General features: G+C 45.3%; 19 protein-coding genes and 1 pseudogene. 9 read left to right on the forward strand and 11 right to left on the reverse strand.

Going from position 1 to position 20,047, the window contains the following annotated elements; genetic code table 11:
* Positions 1 to 176 precede the first annotated feature (176 nt).
* Complete coding sequence (gene nfsA, locus ACED42_RS02045; RefSeq protein WP_108195048.1) at positions 177 to 899, forward strand: oxygen-insensitive NADPH nitroreductase; 723 nt, start codon at positions 177 to 179, stop codon at positions 897 to 899.
* Between the two features lie 123 nt (positions 900 to 1,022).
* Here the strand turns inward: nfsA and ACED42_RS02050 are convergent, their stop codons facing one another.
* Both ACED42_RS02050 and ACED42_RS02055 read right to left on the reverse strand, forming a co-directional pair.
* Entirely contained in the window at positions 1,023 to 2,555 is a 1,533-nt protein-coding gene (locus tag ACED42_RS02050; protein ID WP_371701206.1) for a phospholipase D family protein, read from the reverse strand.
* 160 nt (positions 2,556 to 2,715) lie between these two features.
* The gene (locus ACED42_RS02055) at positions 2,716 to 3,279 is read right to left on the reverse strand and encodes a TetR/AcrR family transcriptional regulator (RefSeq protein ID WP_017097576.1); all 564 of its coding nucleotides are present in this window, start codon (positions 3,277 to 3,279) and stop codon (positions 2,716 to 2,718) included.
* A gap of 60 nt (positions 3,280 to 3,339) precedes the next feature.
* Between ACED42_RS02055 and ACED42_RS02060 the strand changes: the two genes are divergently transcribed.
* Complete coding sequence (locus ACED42_RS02060; RefSeq protein ID WP_102580030.1) at positions 3,340 to 3,906, forward strand: dihydrofolate reductase family protein; 567 nt, start codon at positions 3,340 to 3,342, stop codon at positions 3,904 to 3,906.
* 139 nt (positions 3,907 to 4,045) lie between these two features.
* The gene (locus ACED42_RS02065; RefSeq protein WP_017099814.1) at positions 4,046 to 4,543 is read left to right on the forward strand and encodes a hypothetical protein; all 498 of its coding nucleotides are present in this window, start codon (positions 4,046 to 4,048) and stop codon (positions 4,541 to 4,543) included.
* A gap of 154 nt (positions 4,544 to 4,697) precedes the next feature.
* Here ACED42_RS02065 and ACED42_RS02070 read toward each other — a convergent pair whose 3' ends face one another.
* A complete protein-coding gene (locus tag ACED42_RS02070) occupies positions 4,698 to 5,579 on the reverse strand; it encodes a LysR family transcriptional regulator (protein WP_017064026.1) in 882 nt (293 codons plus the stop codon).
* A gap of 281 nt (positions 5,580 to 5,860) precedes the next feature.
* On the opposite strand from ACED42_RS02070, the gene ACED42_RS02075 reads away from it, so the two are divergent.
* Positions 5,861 to 7,048 carry an MFS transporter gene (locus ACED42_RS02075; protein WP_017067575.1) on the forward strand — a complete coding sequence of 396 codons (1,188 nt, stop codon included), beginning with the start codon at positions 5,861 to 5,863 and terminating at the stop codon, positions 7,046 to 7,048.
* 71 nt (positions 7,049 to 7,119) lie between these two features.
* Here ACED42_RS02075 and ACED42_RS02080 read toward each other — a convergent pair whose 3' ends face one another.
* The 5 genes from ACED42_RS02080 to ACED42_RS02100 form a co-directional block, all read right to left on the reverse strand.
* Positions 7,120 to 7,683, reverse strand: a complete 564-nt coding sequence (locus tag ACED42_RS02080) for a sugar O-acetyltransferase (RefSeq protein WP_004732276.1) — start codon at positions 7,681 to 7,683, stop codon at positions 7,120 to 7,122.
* A gap of 203 nt (positions 7,684 to 7,886) precedes the next feature.
* On the reverse strand, positions 7,887 to 8,885 hold the full coding sequence (locus ACED42_RS02085; protein WP_012600106.1) for a LacI family DNA-binding transcriptional regulator: 999 nt from the start codon (positions 8,883 to 8,885) through the stop codon (positions 7,887 to 7,889).
* 99 nt (positions 8,886 to 8,984) lie between these two features.
* Positions 8,985 to 10,424, reverse strand: coding sequence for a 6-phospho-beta-glucosidase (locus ACED42_RS02090; RefSeq protein WP_017097569.1), 1,440 nt, complete (start codon positions 10,422 to 10,424; stop codon positions 8,985 to 8,987).
* Between the two features lie 170 nt (positions 10,425 to 10,594).
* On the reverse strand, positions 10,595 to 11,119 hold the full coding sequence (locus ACED42_RS02095) for a hypothetical protein (protein ID WP_102582586.1): 525 nt from the start codon (positions 11,117 to 11,119) through the stop codon (positions 10,595 to 10,597).
* 51 nt (positions 11,120 to 11,170) lie between these two features.
* Positions 11,171 to 11,560 carry a VOC family protein gene (locus ACED42_RS02100; protein ID WP_371701208.1) on the reverse strand — a complete coding sequence of 130 codons (390 nt, stop codon included), beginning with the start codon at positions 11,558 to 11,560 and terminating at the stop codon, positions 11,171 to 11,173.
* A 197-nt stretch (positions 11,561 to 11,757) separates the two neighbouring features.
* Here ACED42_RS02100 and ACED42_RS02105 point away from each other — a divergent pair, with 197 nt between their 5' ends.
* On the forward strand, positions 11,758 to 12,645 hold the full coding sequence (locus ACED42_RS02105) for a DMT family transporter (RefSeq protein WP_080518041.1): 888 nt from the start codon (positions 11,758 to 11,760) through the stop codon (positions 12,643 to 12,645).
* Between the two features lie 88 nt (positions 12,646 to 12,733).
* On the opposite strand, the gene ACED42_RS02110 is transcribed toward ACED42_RS02105, so the two are convergent.
* A complete protein-coding gene (locus ACED42_RS02110; protein WP_371701210.1) occupies positions 12,734 to 13,648 on the reverse strand; it encodes a LysR family transcriptional regulator in 915 nt (304 codons plus the stop codon).
* Positions 13,649 to 13,836: 188 nt separating this feature from the next.
* On the opposite strand from ACED42_RS02110, the gene ACED42_RS02115 reads away from it, so the two are divergent.
* Both ACED42_RS02115 and ACED42_RS02120 read left to right on the forward strand, forming a co-directional pair.
* On the forward strand, positions 13,837 to 15,909 hold the full coding sequence (locus tag ACED42_RS02115; protein WP_371701212.1) for an alkyl/aryl-sulfatase: 2,073 nt from the start codon (positions 13,837 to 13,839) through the stop codon (positions 15,907 to 15,909).
* 280 nt (positions 15,910 to 16,189) lie between these two features.
* Positions 16,190 to 16,999, forward strand: a complete 810-nt coding sequence (locus ACED42_RS02120; RefSeq protein WP_041473017.1) for an SDR family NAD(P)-dependent oxidoreductase — start codon at positions 16,190 to 16,192, stop codon at positions 16,997 to 16,999.
* Positions 17,000 to 17,166: 167 nt separating this feature from the next.
* On the opposite strand, the gene ACED42_RS02125 is transcribed toward ACED42_RS02120, so the two are convergent.
* Positions 17,167 to 17,868 carry a lipoate--protein ligase gene (locus tag ACED42_RS02125; RefSeq protein ID WP_041473199.1) on the reverse strand — a complete coding sequence of 234 codons (702 nt, stop codon included), beginning with the start codon at positions 17,866 to 17,868 and terminating at the stop codon, positions 17,167 to 17,169.
* 134 nt (positions 17,869 to 18,002) lie between these two features.
* The gene (locus tag ACED42_RS02130) at positions 18,003 to 18,638 is read right to left on the reverse strand and encodes a hypothetical protein (RefSeq protein WP_371701214.1); all 636 of its coding nucleotides are present in this window, start codon (positions 18,636 to 18,638) and stop codon (positions 18,003 to 18,005) included.
* Between the two features lie 91 nt (positions 18,639 to 18,729).
* Here ACED42_RS02130 and ACED42_RS02135 point away from each other — a divergent pair.
* Positions 18,730 to 18,927 (forward strand): annotated as a pseudogene (locus ACED42_RS02135) (IS110 family transposase); the annotation flags it as partial.
* Between the two features lie 136 nt (positions 18,928 to 19,063).
* Positions 19,064 to 19,963: a homocysteine S-methyltransferase family protein gene (locus ACED42_RS02140; RefSeq protein WP_371701216.1), complete on the forward strand. Its 900-nt coding sequence runs from the start codon at positions 19,064 to 19,066 to the stop codon at positions 19,961 to 19,963.
* Positions 19,964 to 20,047 lie beyond the last annotated feature (84 nt).

The raw sequence follows: 20,047 nt of genomic DNA on the forward strand, positions 1-20,047 counted from the left end.
AGCGTTATTCGCTTCTAGCAAGAAACCGTACAAAAAAGGATTGGCTGTGACAGCAATCCTTTTAAATTCATGAATATCATTCTGCCAACCAGAAAGGCTCGAACACCCTTTACGCTCATGGTAATTGTCGTTATTGTGATTCTCTACGTCATCATCACAAGGACTGTCTGAGAGTTATGAACAGCACGATTGAAACTATTCTGGGGCACCGCTCCATTCGTCAATATACAAATCAACCGATTGAAAAAGCACAACTTGATGTGATTATTCAAGCTGGTCTCGCGGCTTCGTCATCGAGCTTACTGCAGGCTGTTTCTATCGTGAGAGTGACAGACAAAGAGAAGCGCAAACTGTTAGCCGAATACGCAGGTAACCAAGCTTACGTTGAGAACGCGGCAGAGTTTTTGGTGTTCTGTATCGACTATCAACGCCACGCTCAAATCAACCCTGAAGTGAAAACCGACTTTACTGAACTGACCCTGATTGGCGCGGTAGATTCTGGCATCATGGCGCAAAACTGCATGCTGGCTGCTGAGTCTCTAGGTTTGGGTGGCGTTTACATTGGCGGGCTGCGTAACAGCGCACAACAAGTCGATGAACTGTTAGAACTGCCACTGCACACTGCCGTGTTGTTCGGGATGTGTTTAGGCCACCCTGCACAACAACCAGAGGTTAAACCTCGCCTTCCTGCCCACGTAGTCATGCACGAAAACCAATACCAACCGCTGAGCCTAGATGACATTGCTAGCTACGATGATTCAATGCAGAGCTACTACGCAAGCCGTTCAAGCAACCAAAAGCAGAGCAGTTGGTCACAACAGATCACTCAAAAGCTGTCTGGCGAATCTCGCCCGCATATCCTGCCTTACTTGAACAGCAAGCAGCTGACCAAGCGTTAAGCCGTTAAGCCGTTAAGCCGTTAAGCCGTTAAGAGCTTGCAACAAACCACAGCAAACAGCAGCACAAACAAAAATGTCAGCGTAATATACGCTGACATTTTTATTTATCCAGAGGCGGCTAGCTTACAGATATTTCTCAATCGGTAACAATTGTAGGAAGCCAGACTGCATTCGTTCCCACTTACCCGTTTCTGGTTCGCTGTCCCAGCTTTTCTCGCCTGAATACCAATACACATCACCGTCTTCCAGTTCCAAGCGCCAGCTATTATCTTCACTCATCGCTTGCTCAATGGTGTCAGCTAACGTTTCAGCAATCTCTTTGTTCTCGATGATCAAAACCGATTCAGTATTGAGATAGGTAGAGCGCAAGTTGAAGTTAAATGAGCCGATGCTCGCGATGCTGCGGTCGAATACGACTGATTTAGCGTGCAAGCCATAGGCCGTCTCAGGTGCACATTTAGACACGTCTTGAGTCGATGCTTCACACAGCTTAGATTCTGGTTTTAGCTCAAACAGGTCGATGCCATGATCCAACATGTCGTAACGTCTGCCCGCATAAGCGGAGTGATTAGTCACCAGATCATTAGAGGCCATAGAGTTCGTTAGCGCTTTTATCTCAACGCCCTTGTTGTTCAATACCTGCCACTCTTCAAGCTGACCATCATCGAATACAAGGTAAGCCGATTCCAACAAGATCTCTTGTTTCGATTCGCTCGCCAGTTTCCCTAGAAGAATCGCGGTCGCTTTCGGTTCATCGGTATTGTCTGAATCGTCAGGGACGGGCTGATCGTAAACAAAACGCGCATTCACCCATGTCATCTCACCAATCACCTCTTTCAGTAAGCTATCCGCAGCCTTACGATCTAATGGTAACTCAGGGTAATTTTGATAATGCGGAACGACAATATTATCTATCTTTGAGAGATCAGGTTGTTCGTCATCACCCAGCATATCGACAGGGTAAGACCAACGGCTATTCCAGTACTCGACAAAGCTGGTTTGGATAGTGGTAACGACTGAGCCCATCACCAATACATCGCGATCTCGGAAATTGATTTCATCAGAAAGGTCGAAGTATTCATCACCAATATTACGCCCACCAACCACAGACAAGGTGCCATCGACAGTAAACGACTTGTTGTGCATACGGCGGTTTAAGCGAGAGAAATCACCAAGGAAGCTCAACCACTTACTAAAGCCACGGCGTGTTGGTGTTGGGTTGAAGATTCGGATCTCGACGTTCGGGTGTGCATCCAGTGCTGATAATAAGCCTTCACGCTCATTGAGGTTAATGTCGTCGAGCATGACTCGCACCTTAACACCACGATCAGCAGCTGCTAACAAACGACTCGCTAGGTACCTGCCCGATTCGTCAGAGTTCCAGATGTAATATTGAATATCAATGGTGTGCTCTGCACTTTCAACCAACGCCAATCGCTGTGCCAAAGCATCCCAACCAGACTCTTGCAGACGAACCGCAGTAGTGCCTTGATCTAAAGCTTCAGGCTGAAATTCATTGGTTAGAACCGATAAAGAACTAGGTGCAGGAGAGGTTGGCGGTTCTGTTGGATGATCGATGCCTTCAGGAAGTGAAGAACACCCACCTAAAACGGCGATTAAGATTAACGTTAAACTGATGCGTTGGAGCACAGGCATGTATCTGACTTCCTTTTCACGATGGCGTCTTTAGAAACTTTCCGGACAGCTTTTCAATGAACAAGCTATTCCGATCTATTCATTGATTATTACTGCTAAAGCCTGAAATTTATAGGTAATTATCCAGTATAAATTTAAAGGTCAGTAAATTGCCTACAGATCACTTAAGTTGAGTGAGTGCTAAACAGTATAAACTCAGCGGCTTTTCGACCATTTCAATGGTGAGTTCAGTTCGGTCTGGGTTGCAGTTCAACGCCAGAGCGTAGCCGTGTAAATAATCCACCAGCAAATCCAGCGCGTTTTTGGTTTGCTCATCGGTTAACGCTAACGGGCTCAACACCGCTTCAAAGCGTTCACTAAATACTTCCATTGGCCCGAGGGATTTCATGGTCAATAAGGTCTCTAACAAGCCTCTATATTCGTTGAGCATCGACAAGTAACTCACACTGAGCCGATATAGGTTATCTTGCCAGTCTTGATTCAGCTCTGGCTGTGCCACTTCTTCAATCAAAGAAACTGTGATTGCCTCAAGCAGATCGTTTTTGTTTTTGAAGTAATAGTATATAGCCATCGCATCGACCCCGAGTTCCGTCGCCAACCCTCGAACACTTGGCACTTTGCCACTCTCTCGCATCATGCTTTTAGCAATAGTGAGAATTCTCTCTGCGCTGAGTTGGCTTGATCCACTCTTTGGTCGACCTCGTTTCTGATCCTTGACAGTCATACCGTCACCTCTTAAACTTTATTTCTACACTGTAGAATATTTTAATTTATTACCGTGTAGATGCCAAGTTTCTCATTGATATCGGAGTTAAAAATGTCAAATATTGTATTCATCGCAACCAGCCTTGACGGTTACATTGCAGACAAGCAAGGTGGCTTAGATTGGCTGCAAGCGATTCCAAATCCAGACGGTGACGACATGGGTTACAACGCTCATACTGATCATATCGATGCACTGGTCATGGGACGTAATACAATGGACATGGTGTTGAGCTTTGGCATTGATTGGCCTTACAGCAAGCCAGTCTATGTACTGAGCAACACTTTAAATGAAGTACCTCAAGAGCTTGAAGGTAAAGTATTTTTGATGAAGGGCGAGCTTAAACAGATTGTCGCGGATTTGAATAACAAAGGCCTAAAGAACTTGTACATTGATGGCGGCATTACCATTCAAAACTTCATGAAAGAAGACCTGATTGATGAGCTGATCATCTCGACCATTCCTGTCGTGCTTGGTGGTGGGTCCCCGTTATTTGGTGACTTAGTATCTCCCGTCGACTTTACGTTGAAAGGCGTCACGACGTACCTTGATGAGATAGTGCAAACTCATTACTTGCGTAAGCGTTAAAGCTGTTGTTGCTCTAAGGGCATGAAAGGATCAACACCGAAAACATTGTTCACGCGACGTAAGCTTTACCGTCTCTACACAAGCCTCCCCTAAAGTAGTACCCTTTATCGTCTCTCATTCTTGATGGTAGCTGGATATTATGAAGCTTTTGGTCGATCGCACTGGTGAACAGTTTTTAGAAATTCTGCAAGAATCTGGAGACACGCTGACGGTTCAATTCATTACCAATGAAGGCAATCGAAAGGGTAAACCGTTCCAAGATAACTTGAGTGGATTGTTCCTCACGGGGTGGAAGCCGCGCACTACTTCAACCGCCATCGGATTAGAACGCTTTAAGCAAGGCAAACTTGAAGATCCCAAAGTGAGTTTCGCATTGCACCAGCTCTATCCACTGGGTCGATACGTAAAATTACCTTCTGGTGATATCGCAACAATCGCGAGTTACGCCAATACCCATGCCGATGGCTACTATATGTTTGTGCGCCTCAACGATGAGTTAACCCGACTTAAGATTACGCCCGATTGGGAACTGCAACCTTCCGCTCAAAGGTTAGCCTTGCCTTATTACCCTGCGCCAAGAAGCCAGCAAGAACTCGACAATATTGATGACTTCGATGCTTGGGCGGGTGGGTTTTAAACACTGAAAGTCAGTAAACGCTATTGAGATCACATCCACCTATCGAATCTCAATACAACAATATGTGCTCTCTAAACATTGATACGAATACCCGTTCTCAAACGATTCAAATAACGGTTTGGCTGTGTGCTGCTAAAGAGTGTTTCATTCTTCCCTACAAGCTCAAACGGGGCTGTATAAAATCAATAAACGCCGAGATACGTTTAGAGACAGAGGACGACTTGTAGTAAACCGCATTCACTCGCTCTCGATCTGTATTCGCAAGTTTGTCTTGTTCCAGAATAGGGATTAGACGCCCTGCTGCCATATCTTCCTGCACCATAAACCCCGACAGACAAGCAATCCCATTTCCAGCTAAGACTAGTTGACGCACGGTTTCACCATTACTGGCTGTCACAGTAGGCGCGACGTCACTTTGGTTTGGTAAAGGCCAATGGTTAAGCACTTTGTTACCCGCAAATCCCACAATTTGATGCGAACTCAAATCTTCAGGTTTGGTGGGTAGCCCACGCTTAGCGAGATAATCAGGTGACGCCACAATATGGAGTAAACTTTTTCCTAACGGTCGAGCGTGCAATGTTGAATCGGACAACTTACCGATTCGAATCGCAACATCGGTTCTCTTTTCGAGAAGATCAACGAAGCCTTCGTTGGAAGTGAGTTCCAACTCAATGTCTGGGTAAGCCTCTTTGAATGACTGCACCAACGGCACTAGCTGATGGAATACGAATGGACTGGCGGCATCGACTCTTAAACGACCTTTTGGCAACTCTCCGCGCGACACGATTTCTTCTTCCGCGCTCTGGATCATCTGTAATCCCACCCTGACTGAATCGACAAACTGCCGCCCTTCCTCCGTCAATTCCACGCGTCTCGTTGTTCGGTTGAATATTGAGACGCCGAGTTGCGACTCAACCTTACTCACCGAACGAGACACCTTGGCGACCTGCACATCCAACGCCTCTGCCGCCGCAGAAAAACCACCAGCATCGACAACGGTGAGTACCATTTCTAAATCATCTGAACGGGTTAACATGAGGCTCCTTCGCTATCTTCATTTTGTTTAATGTCATCTCGCTTGTGCTCATCACAGCTCAAATCATCTGAGTCTTTTCGATCTCATCAGCTTAATCCAATGATCGGCTAACTCTTTAATTATTGCAAATTTCACAAAGGTTATTTGTTAATGATGGCATTTTTCACAAATATATTTTGCTAGATAATCCTCGCCATCAAACGAAGCGCTCCTATTGCTGTCACAAGCTGCCCCATTTTATCGCGCTCGGTATTTAACAAAGAACAGTAAGAGAGATGATTATGCCACTAGCATTACTTGCATTGACGCTCAGCGCCTTTGCCATCGGAACCACAGAGTTTGTCATCGTAGGCTTGATTCCTACCATGGCGAGCGACTTGAATGTATCACTGCCATCGGCAGGCCTATTAGTCAGTTTATACGCGCTTGGCGTTGCTATTGGCGCACCAGTATTAACGGCATTAACCGGCAAATGGAATCGTAAAGCGGTGTTGCTAACCGTGATGGCATTGTTTGTCATTGGTAACTTATTGGCGTGGCAAGCTCCAGGCTATAACACGCTGATCGCCGCACGAATTTTGACTGGCCTTGCCCATGGTGTGTTCTTCTCGATTGGATCGACCATCGCGACAGGTTTGGTTTCAAAAGATAAAGCAGCCAGTGCCATTGCGATCATGTTTACCGGTTTAACGGTTGCATTGGTAACCGGCGTACCACTGGGCACTTATATCGGCCAAACCTTTGGCTGGCAAGCGACCTTCTTGATCGTTGCTCTGCTTGGTCTTATTGCTCTTATCGGTAGCGCTATCTTGGTTCCAAACAACCTTAAGCAACCACCAGCGGCCAAGATTTCAGCACAACTAAAGGTTCTAACTCAACCACGCTTACTGTTGGTTTACGCTATCACAGCACTGGGTTATGGCGGCACATTCACAGCGTTTACGTTCCTTGCTCCAATACTGGAAAATGTATCAGGATTTGATTCGAGCTCAATCAGTTTAATCATGTTGGTTTACGGTGTGTCAGTCGCGGTAGGTAACATCTGGGGCGGTAAAATGGCCGACAAGATGGGCCCGATTAAAGCGCTGACCGTTATCTTCTCTGGTTTAGCCGCGGTACTTGTGGTATTCAACTTTACCGCAGTAAACCCTTACGCAGCTGTTGCCACCATTTTGGTTTGGGGTGCATTCGCATTCGGTAACGTTCCGGGGCTACAAGTGTATGTTGTGAAACTGGCTGAGAAATACACACCAGACGCAGTCGATGTCGCTTCTGGATTGAACATTGCCGCCTTCAACGTCGGTATTGCATTGGGCTCATGGGGCGGTGGTTTGATTGTCGCGAAATCTGGATTAATGAACACCCCTTGGGTAGGTGCGGTGATCGTTTTGATCGCTCTTGTTCTGACTCGATTCAGTGGTGCGTTAGATAAGAAGCAAGCACAACAAGCTGTTCCATCTAGCATCTAGCATCTAGCATCTAGCAAGGATAGAAAAAACAAAGCCCGAACCTAGGTTCGGGCTTCGTCATTTACATCTGATTATTGTCCGTTATCGATCGATTTCAGCACTTTACATGGGTTACCGACTGCAACCACATTGGCTGGGATGTCTTTAGTTACCACACTGCCCGCGCCAATCACACTGTTTTCGCCAATGGTCACGCCAGGGCAGATGATCACACCACCACCTAACCAAACATTGTCACCAACGTTAATTGGCGTGCCAAACTCAACGCCTTCTTCTACACGGCCTTTCACATCGAGTGGGTGACCTGCGGTCAGGATTTGAACGTTCGGACCAAGCAGCACATTGTCGCCAATGGTCACTTCAGCCACATCCAAAATCACGCAGTTAAAGTTAGCGTAGAAGTTCTTGCCCAGCTTGATGTTCGAGCCGTAGTCACAACGAAATGGAGGTTCTAGATGCGCGTTTTCACAGCCCGGAATGAGCTCTTGCGTTGCCGCTTCCCATTCAGGAGTGTCAGGAATACTGTTATTGAGTTTTTGAAGCACCTTACGACACTCGATACGAGCGGCATAAAGCTCTTTATCCCAAGCCTGATAAGGTTCGCCTGCTAGCATTTTTTGTTTTTCTGTTTTCACGTTACTTACCTGTTCTCGCATCACTCAGCTATTTTCATATTACTTAGCTAGTTTCACATTACTTAACTAATGGTGGTCAATTCATCGACCAAAAAACGCAATATCGCACATCTAAATAACAGTGAATAAGGAGTGTTTGAGCTTGGTTTAAGAGATGCGCAGCTCGTCACTTTTTGTAGGTGAAATATGAAATTCGAACGGTGCTAATTTAGCTTCGCTATCGAATCACGTAACACCAAACTGCCAGTGGTATTGATGGTGGTCGCTTGCTCTGTTTCACCGACAATTTGCAGGATCGCCTTTTGCGTCATTTGCTCTAATGGCACACTGACAGACGTTAAGCTTGGCGTTAAAAACGCCCCCACTTTGCTGTTATCAAAACCAACGATAGAAACATCTTGAGGCAATGAGTACCCAAGTTCGGTTAACGCCTTAATCGCACCAATCGCCATGTCATCGTTTTCAGACAAGATAGCGGTGAATGTTGCTTTGCTTTTTACCAGAGCCTGAGCCGCATGATAACCGCTCTCCATCGTCCAATCACCTTGAACAACCTTGGACTCATCCAATGCAATACCCTGTTTAGTTAGCACATCTTGATAGGCTTGGTAACGCAACTCATCGGTCGAAGAACCGGCTTTACCACGAATCACTGCAATGTCTGTATGGCCTTGCTCGATGATGTGCTCAACCATCAAACAAGCGCTCTGATAATGGTCGGTGGTAATGGCATGATTAGGCTTCGACGGCATTTCTCGGTTGAGTACCAGAATCGGTGTGTCAGTACTTTCGATGATCTTTGCAATCTCGCTTTCGGTTAAGCATTGCGGATAGATGATGATGCCCGCGCACTTCATATCCAGCAGGAAGTTGATCGCCTTTCTTTCGTCTTCAGCGCTGTGTTTGCCATCGGTGATCACCAATTGGTGATTCGACTTTTCGCTATAAGAAGCCGCGTGATACATCAAGGAAGAAAAGTAAGGGCCATTGAACAACTCATTGGTGATTACAAAGCCGATGAAATTGGTCTTCTTGGTCGCCAATTGCTGAGCCAACAAGTTCGGTCGATAACCTGTTTCTTGAATCGCATCGAATACCTTTTTCACCACATCTGGGCGCACGATGTTCTTGCCATTTAAGACACGAGAAACGGTCGATTTAGATACGCCTGCGCGGTTCGCGACATCAAGCATGGTTACCATTCGCTTCTTTTCCTTTATAAAAAATTAGCCGACATAGGCCGACTAATTCATTGCAAAATGACAGCTCACAGTTCACATAACTGCGCTGGGAAATGCATTCTAAATAGTGGTACCGTTAGATGCAATCACGCCTTTATACCACTCGAACGACTTCTTGCGTTTGCGTTCTAGTGAGCCAGATTGATCGTTGTGCTTATCTACGTAAATGAATCCGTAGCGTTTTTTCATCTCGCCCGTGGTGAATGAAACTAAGTCGATACAGCCCCAAGGGGTGTAGCCCATCAAGTCAACGCCATCAATCGCTACGGCTTTTTTCATCTCTTTGATGTGGTCACCAAGGTAAGCAATGCGGTAGTCATCATTAATGCTGCCATCTTCTTCAATGGTATCAACAGCGCCAAAACCGTTCTCAACAATAAACAATGGCACTTCATAACGTTCATACAGAGACGCTAAACAGAAACGTAAACCTGTTGGATCAATTGGCCAGCCCCAATCGCTAGACTGGATAAATGGGTTATCGACCGAGTTCTCATGACCGCCGTCCATCGCTTCTTCGGTTGACTGATGCGAAGAAGAATCCAAGGTATTCGACATGTAGTAGCTAAAGCCTAAGTAATCCGCTTTACCTTCTTTCAAGATTTGCTCATCTTCTGGCTGCATTTCAATATTGAAGCCTTTGATTGCCCAGTCACGCTTAGCGTAATTTGGGTAGTGACCACGCACCATCACATCCGAGAAGAAGTAACGATCACGCATCGCTTGCTGTGCCACCATGATATCTTCTGGCTTTGAAGAACGAGGGTAGAAAGGCACCATCGCACACATCGCACCGATCTGAAGATCTGGGTTGATCTCGTGACCTTTCTTAACCACTAAAGCACTTGCCACAAACTGGTGGTGGACCGCTTGATACATTGCTTCTTGCGGCTTTTCGCACTGTGGGAATTTCACGCCAGAGCATAACCAGCCAAAGATATCTGCCGAAGTATTCATCTGGTTATTTATCTCATTGAACGTCATCCAGTATTTCACTTTGTGCTGGTATCGCTCCATCACCGTAGTTGAATACTTAACAAAGAAATCGATCACTTTTCGGTTCATCCAGCCGCCATATTCGTTAGCTAGGTGGTAAGGCATTTCAAAGTGACTCAGTGTTACCACTGGCTGAATATCGTATTTCAACAGCTCATCAAACAAATCATCGTAAAACGCTAAACCCGCTTCACACGGCTCGGCTTCATCGCCATTTGGGAAAATACGCGTCCAAGCAATACTGGTTCGGAAGCACTTAAAGCCCATCTCAGCAAATAACTTAATGTCTTCTTTGTATCGATGGTAGAAATCAACAGCGACTTGGTTTGGGTAGTTTTCGCCGTCGATCACGCCGTCAGTGATTCGACGTTGTACACCATGAGCGCCCGCTGTTAAAACATCAACAACACTGACACCTTTACCATTCGCATCCCAGCCGCCTTCTAGTTGATGTGCTGCAACCGCACCACCCCATAAAAAATCGTTCGGAAATTCGTTGTTCATACCATTACTCGCTACAAGTTATTCGTGAAAAAGATCAGGATTAGAGAGCTCATTACAGCCCTGAAACCGATTTCAATAAAAGCAAAGATACAGATTGAAACCGGTTTCAGCAATGACTAAACGATCTTTTTCTGATCGAACTACAGACTAATCAAAAGTCAGCGTTACGATCAGTGCTCTTCAAAATATTGATCATGTGTGTGTTTGCTAGATTGGTCTTGAGTTCCGGGATAGAACTGAACCAAAGTCTGATCGGCTAGTGTGAGGTGAATCCAACCCTCTTTGACTTTCAGCCAATTGGTGCCGTTGGTCTCGTAGACGGCAGGAAAAATGCCCCAGCCTGATTCTGATACCTGCAACTCTTGAAAACGGTCAATTGGAGTGAGTTTATTGCTGTTGAAATCAGCATCGGAGTAAACCAACAGAGTCTTGATAGCATCGTTTGGCTTAAACGTATAACAGCTCACAGAGGCTGAAGTGCGATCAAACCACTGGTAAGGTTGTGCGCCTGTTAAATCATAGACCGTACAGTCGTTAAATTGAATGGCCCACTCTTGGTGAGCTTTAAAACCGAGGTAACCTATGGGTTGTGATGGTTCAGGTTTCGAGTCCGTCTCCTGCTCATACACCGGTTCTGAGGTAGCACATCCCATAAGCCCAAGACTAAAAAGGAAAGTCACAGCAAGCTTCATCATTGTCATACCTCAGTTCCGTTAGTAGATGAGTAACTCAATTAAGTCTCTACATTAAACGGTAAGTTCCAAACGATTACCATCAGGATCGATCACACAGCTCTCATAATAGCCATCACCTGTTCTTCTTGGGCCATCTAAGCGCTCATAGCCGTCTTCAACCAAGCGTTGAGTCAGTTGATCGACCGCCTGTTCCGAACCTAGTGATATCGCCATGTGAATGAAGCCTGTGAACTGGTCATAAATGTCATCTTTCGATTCAGGCACAGAATCCATTTCCATGATCTCTAAGCGACTTCCCGTTTCAAACGAGAGGAAGTATGAAGAAAACCCTTTAGTTGGGTTGTGATATTTTGAGTTCGATGTCGCGCCGAAATAATCTTCATAAAATCGCTTTAGTACTTCGAGTTTTTTGGTCCAAATTGCGATGTGTTCAATCTTCATTTTGTTTGCCTAAGTTTGATGTTTAACGCTAGATTACTCATCAAATAAGGAACAATAAACAGAACGAAATTCATCGAAATTGTTCCTGATTAACGGGCTCGATTTTATGTCCATAACTGCACAGTATTGGCATCTATGTTTGTGTAATAGTTATCTTTCCTCCATAGTCAGGTTTTACACAATCAGAGATTCAAACTGTGAGCTTTTTAAAACTGATACTACTTGCGGCTATATGGGGAGGCTCGTTTCTTTTCATGAGAATGGCGGCCAATCCATTAGGGCCCGCAGTCTTAATTGAAGCGCGAGTTCTGTTTGCAGCACTTACTCTGCTTTTAGTTTCTTTCTATTTAAAAAAGAAGCTCTCTTTTCATGATCACGCTAAACACTTCTTCATTCTCGGGCTGTTTAACACCACACTTCCTTTTTTGCTTTTCGCTTATGCCGCGCAGACACTTAACGCCTCGACACTCGCCATCTTGAACTCTACCGCGCCAATATGGGCGGCAATCATTGGTGCGATATGGACTAAAACAGCACTCGAGGCGAAAGTTCTATTGGGACTTGGGATTGGGGTAACGGGAGTTGGCGTGTTAGTCGGTTGGGATGCGATGAACATTGGCCGTGAGGCTATGCTTCCTATCTTTGCAGCAGTGATGGCGGCCTTTAGCTACGGAATAGCGTCAAACTATACCAAACAAGCCCCTAAAGTTGAGGCATTCAACAATGCTCATGGCAGCATGTGGGCTGCGGTGTTGCTGGTTTTGCCATTTGTATTCTTTATTCCGATGAGAGAAACACCCGACGTTACGATCACTACGTCGGTTATCTTATTAGGCGCGGTATGTACTGGGTTAGCGTATCTACTTTACTTCAATCTCGTCTCTGAACTCGGCGCACCTTCAGCCCTGTCCGTGACCTTCATCATTCCGGTATTTGGTATTCTCTGGGGTAACTTGTTCTTAGATGAAGCAATTGGCATCAATACGATTGTTGGTTCAATTCTGGTTATCACCGGCACCATGTTGGTGACAGGAATGTCGCCAATGAAAATGCTCAAAGCCGCTCGTCAGAAACGCGCACAATAAGTTGATTGAATCCCAAAAACCTAATTAAAACCCTCAAGTAACAGAGACAAAAACGGCCTCCAAATGGAAGCCGTTTTTCATTGAATCGTTAACAACTTTGAGAGCTCGTCATGTATTGTTGAATCTTGGTTCTTAACCATTGATGTGCCGTGTTTAAGTCTGTTCGTTTATGCCAAATCATATACTGTTTCATCGGCAAGACCTCAAAAGGTTGCTCGAGCACTTGCAGTTGGAATCGCTCCGCAAATTGATTAGCAAAACCTCTAGATGTGCTACCAACACAGTCGGAGCCAGAGACCAACACACACATCGTCATCAATGAATCACATTCGGAACTGACTTTTCGCTGCTGTATCGGATTTTTTGTAAAGTAATCCGCGGTGTAAAGGTGAGAGCGACGCATTCTGAAGGTGATGTGTTTCTCATGATAATACTGCGCTTCCGTTACCGATCCATCAATCCTTGGATGCCCTTTCTTGGCGATCAGCACGAGCTCATCTTCAATCACTTGCTGGTTCATATAGCCATTCACTTGTGGGTAGTGAATATCGATCGCTAAATCGGCTTGCTGCATGCTCAAACTCTGCAGCAGATCTTCTTCATTGCTTGGCACCATATTGAATTCAATTGAGATATTACCAAGCGTATCGTCCTTTTCCACAAGGGGCTGAAGCTTGGTTAAACCGATCTCGTTGACCAGAATTCGAAACACATGATGCTGCTGATTATCGAACTGCTTTAAGGTACTGACCGCGCTGGTTATCCCGTCCAATGCGGGCTCTACACGTAACGCCAACTGCATCGCTGCATTGGTCGGTGTTATACCTCTACCCTCTCGAATAAAAAGGTCTGTATCCAATTGTGCTTGCAGCCGTTTCAAAGCGCCACTGACTCCAGGTTGAGTCATACCAAGCGATTCTGATGCAAGCGTGATCGACTTTAATCGATACACTTCTAAGAACACGCTCAGTAGATTTAAATCCAACTTTTCCATGTCGCTCACCGTTACTCTCCCTGTCAATGTGCTCTTAATCAATCATAGGTCAGGTTTTATCTTCGTTCCCTAACCATTGCACGACTCAATACATAGCTAATCGTGATGTGTTAACTAAAGCTTACTTTATTTTTTGCTATATGTCTTAGGCATATAATTTCCTCAACGAAACGAAATCCCGAATTGAAGAGGCACCTATGACTCCATCACGCACTTTCAAAAATGCATCACTGTTCCTAGCAATCTCTCTTGCGTTTCCTGCTATTGCAGCTAACCATGACCACGCACACTTTAGCGATATCGGCGATCAGGGTGGCAAAGATGCGACCGAGATGACGACGAAAGCAAACCAAAAATTCGCGAAAACGCTGAACTTCGAAGACACTCGCGCGTTCGACAATAACAACAAAGGGTTGATTGCGAGCTTCGATCAAGAAACTGGCGATATTATTCGTAACAGCTTCAACTTCATCGACCCTAGCGTGAACAATGCCGATCAAGCGCCCGATTCAGTGAACCCTTCGCTTTGGCGTCAAGCCGTGCTGAACCAAGCTGCTGAAGGTTTGTACGAAGTTGTCCCGGGCAAAGTGTATCAAGTTCGTGGTGCTGATCTGGCGTCGATATCTTTCATCCGCAGTGACAATGGTTGGATTGCTTACGACGTTCTTCTCACAAAAGAATCCGCGGCTAAGTCATTAAAGTTCTTCAAGAACAACGTGCCTGATGGTGGCGACTTACCTGTCGTAGCGATGATTTACTCACACTCACATGCCGATCACTTTGGTGGTGCACGAGCAATCAAAGAGGCCTACCCAGACGTAAAAGTGTACGGTTCAAAAAACATCACGAAAGAAATCGTCGACGAAAACGTACTGGCAGGTAATGCGATGTCTCGACGTACCGCTTATCAATATGGCGCAACACTGAATCGTCATGAGCACGGTATTGTGGATGCGGCACTCGCGAAAGGCTTGTCGACTGGCACCATCACTTACGTATTGCCGGATTACGAACTTAACCACAACGAAGAAATTGAAACGCTGGTTATCGACGGCCTAGAGATGCAATTCATGGATGCATCAGGCACTGAAGCGGCATCAGAAATGGTGACCTACATTCCGAGCATGAAGGCACTTTGGACTGGTGAGCTAACGTATCAAGGCATGCACAACCTCTACACATTGCGTGGTGCAAAAGTACGTGATGGCTTGAAGTGGTCTAAGAAAATCAACGAGATGTTGGTCACTTGGGGTGAAGATACCGAGGTGCTATTTGCCTCTCACTCATCGCCAATTTGGGGCGAACAAGAAATCTCTGACTACCTAAAAATGCAGCGTGACGCTTACGGTTTCACTCATAACCAAACACTTCGCCTTGCGAACAATGGTGTTGTTCTGCAAGACATTGGCGACGAGATCTACAAAGTCATGCCAGACAGCATTCAACAGTCTTGGCACACCAATGGTTACCACGGTACTTACTCTCACAATGCTCGTGCGGTGTACAACATGTACCTTGGCTACTTCGACATGAACCCAGCCAATCTGAACCCGCTACAAATTCACCCAGAGTCGGTTAAGTTTGTTGAATACATGGGTGGCAGTGACGCGGTGATCGAGAAAGCGCAGCAAGATTTCCAAGAAGGTGAATATCGCTTCGTTGCAACAGCACTGAACAAGGTTGTCCAAGCGGAACCCGAGAACAAAAAAGCGCGTGGTTTACTGGCCGATACTTATGAACAGCTAGGCTACCAATCAGAAGGTGCAGGTTGGAGAAACATCTACCTAACGGGTGCTCAAGAACTGCGTATCGGCACACAACCGGGCGCACCAAAAACGGCTTCTCCGGATGTCTTGGCGAACATGACCATCGAAAACTTGCTGGATTACTTAGCCGTAAAAGTGGATTCATTGAAGGCGCAAGAAACACCATTTACGTTGAATATTCAGCTGCCTGATGTGCAAGAGTTCTACTACGTTGAGATGTCTAACGGTAACCTGAACAACATTCAAGTGAACGAGCTGCAAGATGCGGATACAACACTGATCATCAATAAGTCTGACGTGTCTGATATCGTACTTAAGAAAACAAGCCTAGGAAAACTGTTAGAAGACGGACAAGCAGGAGTGAAAGGTGACAAAACATCGCTTAACAAACTGCTGTCTTCACTGACAGAAGCTGACACCTCTTTTGAGATTGTTCCTCGTCCAAACAAAGGCGAAGAAGTCGACGCTGAGTTGTACCAAGATTCACACGAGCACGCTCACTAAGCCGCTCTTAGGTATAATAATTACAACGTCAAACTGGCCTAAATAGGCTGAAACAAGGCTAATACGACCAAGCCTCAACCATTAGCTGGTTGAGGCTTTTTTGATTTGAGCTTTATTCGATATCAAGAAAATAAAATGAAAAACCACACCCTTGTTTCACGGTTTCTCAATAGCAATACACATCCGTACTTTCTATATCTCAGCATGTGAAGTAGTAGAAACTTTGTGCAATCAAACTTTGTTATAAAAGTTGTCCGGACTCTTTATTCAAGGAAGGAAGATGCGAAAAAAGATCATGATTACAGGTGCGACAGATGGTATCGGTTTAGAGACCGCGAAAATGTTAGCCCAACAAGGGCATCACATCCTTATCCATGGACGTAACCCAACAAAACTCAGCAAAGTAGAAACCGGCCTTTCTCGATTGTCCAAGGATGCGATTATCGAAAGTTATGTTGCTGATCTCTCTTCTCTTTCTGAGGTTGAAGCCCTCGCCAACCAAATAAAGTCGAAGCATGAACAGCTCGATGTACTCATTAACAACGCTGGCGTCTACAAGGTTTCCGAGATCACCACCAAAGACAATCTCGATGTCCGATTTAGCGTCAACACCATTGCCCCTTATTTGCTGACTCAAAAGCTGCTACCACTTTTTGATGCCAACGGTCGCATCGTCAATCTATCTTCAGCCGCTCAGTCATCGGTCGATCTCGAGGCACTTGTCAGCCCAAATCCTGACGCTTTAGATGGCCCCATCTACGCACAAAGTAAATTGGCGTTAACGATGTGGTCAATCCATCTTGCGCACCAATTAAGAGATCAAGGGCCTCTAATCATTCCCGTTAATCCGGCCTCATTTCTTGGCAGTAAATTGGTTAAAGATGCGTATGGTTTGGAAGGTAATGACTTAGGGATTGGCGCTGATATCTTATGCCGAGCGGCACTATCGGAAGAGTTTTCTAACGCTTCAGGGAAGTATTTTGATAATGATTCGGGGCTATTTAAAGCCCCTCATGCTGATGCATTAAATACGGGGAAAAATCAGAAACTGATGACGACTCTCGACCAGTTACTTACAGAACTGCTCTAGCTAATGCCACGCTCACTAGTCAGATACAACGAGAGCTCCGTATTTAGGAGCACTCCACAACCCAAAGTTGTCAGATGTGGTTACGACAGAACTCCAGCAATTGTTTAGATAGAATTGAAATGGTTCATCCACCCGACAAGTTAACAGGTGTTAGCGAAAGGAAGACATTACGCATACTTGATGAAAGCTTGGCTTAACCGCTGAAAGAGTGAGTCTACGTTGGGAAGGCTCATCAAATGCGCGGACAACAGTGTATGAACCTGCGCATCCACTACGGTCGGGTTATCGCAAATTTGATTATAAAAATTCACAGGCGCAACAATATTCTCTAAGTCGGCATCTAACAAGATACAGGCTTGCGAAAGTACAATTTGACCGCCTCCTTGTTTAAGCAATACACGCTGAGCAGTGCCCACTATTTTTTGTTTATTGATATTGAGGTTGTAGTCACCATCACAATAAGAACCGGGGGTTGCGTGTACCTCCACATCGATACCCAGTTCTTTAAAAAACAGGGTTAAGATATCGCATAAATGTCGATACGCTTTTTGGATGTTGTAGGCTTCATCGCGAGGCCAATGGTAAATGTGCGATAGGTTAATGATCCCCGGCAGTTGGGGAACGGGAGCGCCACCTGTTTTTCGCGAGGTGAGTTGCCAGCCTTGTGCCGCAAGTTGCTCTCTAGACTCTAACGTCACTGGCCACTTTTTACCTGCAGGCAAAACGAGTGTCGGTGTTTTTGCTTGCCAGAGCATTAAGGCTTGTCCAATCTCACCGGCCTGTATTTGCTGCAATAACTCATCTTCTTTTTCAAACGCACGATCAACATCAATGTGCGGGTAACGTACGAGTTTATTGGTTAACTTCAAAGCACTTTCCTCTACAGATTGTGGTGACCTACCATTTAACGTTCTGCAATGGTTGATGACATATGGGACTATGTGAGATGAAAACAGCACCAAAAGTTAGTTATTGCTACAACAGTCGTTTGTTATTGTTATGTCTACTCGATCCCTGTTTGCACATAAACCATGCGCCAAACATCAGGCTGAACTTCCACATTTGATAGCTTACAAGCAACATCAATGTAGTCTTTATAGCTGTGGTGTTCATTAATTTCAAAGTTGCGCTGTTCTTCAGACAATTTAATTAAATAAAAGATGGTTTCAGCGGCATCAATTAGTAATTGAGCTGTTAGGAAAGAGATTCGATTGCCTATTTCTCGTTTTTCACCAAGATCAATTAGGTTTTCTGTCTCAAATAACTTTTTAACTAATACCCCTCGCTGCGAGTCAATTTCTACTGCATGAGCCAAAAGAAACTTTAGCCTGATTATAAATTTCCTTTGCTCTCTCGTAACTCTACGCTTGCTCGAAGCTAATTCGATAACGATGTTTTCAACCAGAGACAAGTCAATGGCCGGAATAACCGAATAAACATCCTGAATTGGTTTTTGATGTTCGAGTAACAGTTTAGGGAACCAACGCTCCATTTCTACACGTAGAAACTCGAACTCATCATTCATCGCCTGTTCTAGAGATTCTACTCTTTGGCCGTACAATCTCGAAGTTAGAACATGACCTGCTACAACGCCGAACACTGCACATACAATGCCTATCAACCAGTTCTCTACACTCATAAATTCCTCTAGAAAACATAACGAATGACATGGATTCCCCCTACTGAGGATCTGCCACACTTATGCAGTACTTAAATGCATCGGAGGCACCATGTCTGATTATTCTTATTTCTGCGGTATCAACCTAGCTAAAAACCACTTCAGTCTTCATGCCGTAGACCAAAATGGTAAGATAATACTTCATAAGCCGGTAACTCGCTCTAAACTGCTGACTACAATAGCAAATATGCCACTCATGCGTATAGATATTGATGCGTGTGGTGGTACACATTATTGGGAAAGGGTAATCTAAATTATGCCGTGGCTATCTCCAAAACTGTCCAACACCTTTTCTCGATAACACAGAGTCTTGATGGCTTCTGTCTGACAAGGTTGTCTGATATGGTGGCGGCAGAACTTCAGCAATTGTTTAGATAGTATTGAATATGAAAACACTAACCATACTTGATGGCGGCATGGGCCGAGAACTCAAAGAAATTGGCGCGCCATTTTCTCAACCGCTTTGGAGTGCTCAAGCGCTGATTGAAGCACCCGATTTTGTCAGCCAAGCGCATCAAAACTTTGTCGATGCAGGTGCTGAAATCCTGATCACCAATAGCTACGCGTGTGTACCCTTTCACTTAGGCGAAGAACTGTTCGAGCAACGAGGCTTTGAACTCGCAGCACTATCTGGCGAACTGGCTAAAGCAGTTGCTGACAATGCCCCTCACGCAGTGAAAGTAGCAGGCGCGATTCCACCGCCATTTGGCAGCTACCGACCAGACTTGTTTAAGGTAGAAGAGGCTGCGCCAATCATTCAAACGCTTTACGATGCCCAAGACCCGAACATCGACCTTTGGATAGCAGAAACCATCTGTAGCCTGCAAGAATTCGAATCCATTCATGCGGTTCTTAAGCAGTCAGATAAACCTTGTTACTACGCATTCAGTTTGGAAGACACCAAGGGCGATTGTGCCAATATTCGTTCTGGCGAAAGCGTAACAGACGCCATCAAGCTTGCCTGCCAAGCAAACGCTACTGGCATAATGTTTAACTGCTCAGTGCCTGAAGTGATGGATCAAGCCATTATCGATGCTAAGAAAGTGATTGCTGAACTAGGCAGTGATTTAGAAATTGGTGTCTACGCCAATAACTTTGCACCTATAAGCAGCGAACATGAAGCTAATGACATGTTTCAAGAAATGCGCGAGCTGGATGGCCAAGGTTACTTAGCTTACGCTAAACGCTGGCACGCATTGGGTGCGAATATCGTCGGTGGCTGTTGTGGCATCGGACCAAAACACATTCAAGCCCTAGCTGATTGGAAGCGCTCCCTACAGAGCTAATCCTGAGCTTCAACTAGAATAAAATAAATAGAGAACAGGTTGAGAAATCTGTTCTCTATTTGTATGTGCCGCCTCTGAGTACAC

This window comes from Vibrio sp. FF145 (genome assembly GCF_041439075.1).
Classification (GTDB): Bacteria; Pseudomonadota; Gammaproteobacteria; order Enterobacterales; family Vibrionaceae; genus Vibrio; species Vibrio tasmaniensis_A.

Excerpts from the sequence above, each read along its gene's own strand:
- ACED42_RS02060 (WP_102580030.1), top strand. The coding sequence starts at position 3,340 with ATGCCAAGTTTCTCATTGATATCGGAGTTAAAAATGTCAAATATTGTA.
- ACED42_RS02100 (WP_371701208.1), bottom strand. The coding sequence starts at position 11,560 with ATGAAGATTGAACACATCGCAATTTGGACCAAAAAACTCGAAGTACTA.
- ACED42_RS02050 (WP_371701206.1), bottom strand. The coding sequence starts at position 2,555 with ATGCCTGTGCTCCAACGCATCAGTTTAACGTTAATCTTAATCGCCGTT.
- ACED42_RS02085 (WP_012600106.1), bottom strand. The coding sequence starts at position 8,885 with ATGGTAACCATGCTTGATGTCGCGAACCGCGCAGGCGTATCTAAATCG.
- ACED42_RS02115 (WP_371701212.1), top strand. The coding sequence starts at position 13,837 with ATGACTCCATCACGCACTTTCAAAAATGCATCACTGTTCCTAGCAATC.
- ACED42_RS02095 (WP_102582586.1), bottom strand. The coding sequence starts at position 11,119 with ATGATGAAGCTTGCTGTGACTTTCCTTTTTAGTCTTGGGCTTATGGGA.
- nfsA (WP_108195048.1), top strand. The coding sequence starts at position 177 with ATGAACAGCACGATTGAAACTATTCTGGGGCACCGCTCCATTCGTCAA.
- ACED42_RS02130 (WP_371701214.1), bottom strand. The coding sequence starts at position 18,638 with ATGAGTGTAGAGAACTGGTTGATAGGCATTGTATGTGCAGTGTTCGGC.
- ACED42_RS02055 (WP_017097576.1), bottom strand. The coding sequence starts at position 3,279 with ATGACTGTCAAGGATCAGAAACGAGGTCGACCAAAGAGTGGATCAAGC.
- ACED42_RS02140 (WP_371701216.1), top strand. The coding sequence starts at position 19,064 with ATGAAAACACTAACCATACTTGATGGCGGCATGGGCCGAGAACTCAAA.
- ACED42_RS02120 (WP_041473017.1), top strand. The coding sequence starts at position 16,190 with ATGCGAAAAAAGATCATGATTACAGGTGCGACAGATGGTATCGGTTTA.
- ACED42_RS02065 (WP_017099814.1), top strand. The coding sequence starts at position 4,046 with ATGAAGCTTTTGGTCGATCGCACTGGTGAACAGTTTTTAGAAATTCTG.
- ACED42_RS02075 (WP_017067575.1), top strand. The coding sequence starts at position 5,861 with ATGCCACTAGCATTACTTGCATTGACGCTCAGCGCCTTTGCCATCGGA.
- ACED42_RS02070 (WP_017064026.1), bottom strand. The coding sequence starts at position 5,579 with ATGTTAACCCGTTCAGATGATTTAGAAATGGTACTCACCGTTGTCGAT.
- ACED42_RS02090 (WP_017097569.1), bottom strand. The coding sequence starts at position 10,424 with ATGAACAACGAATTTCCGAACGATTTTTTATGGGGTGGTGCGGTTGCA.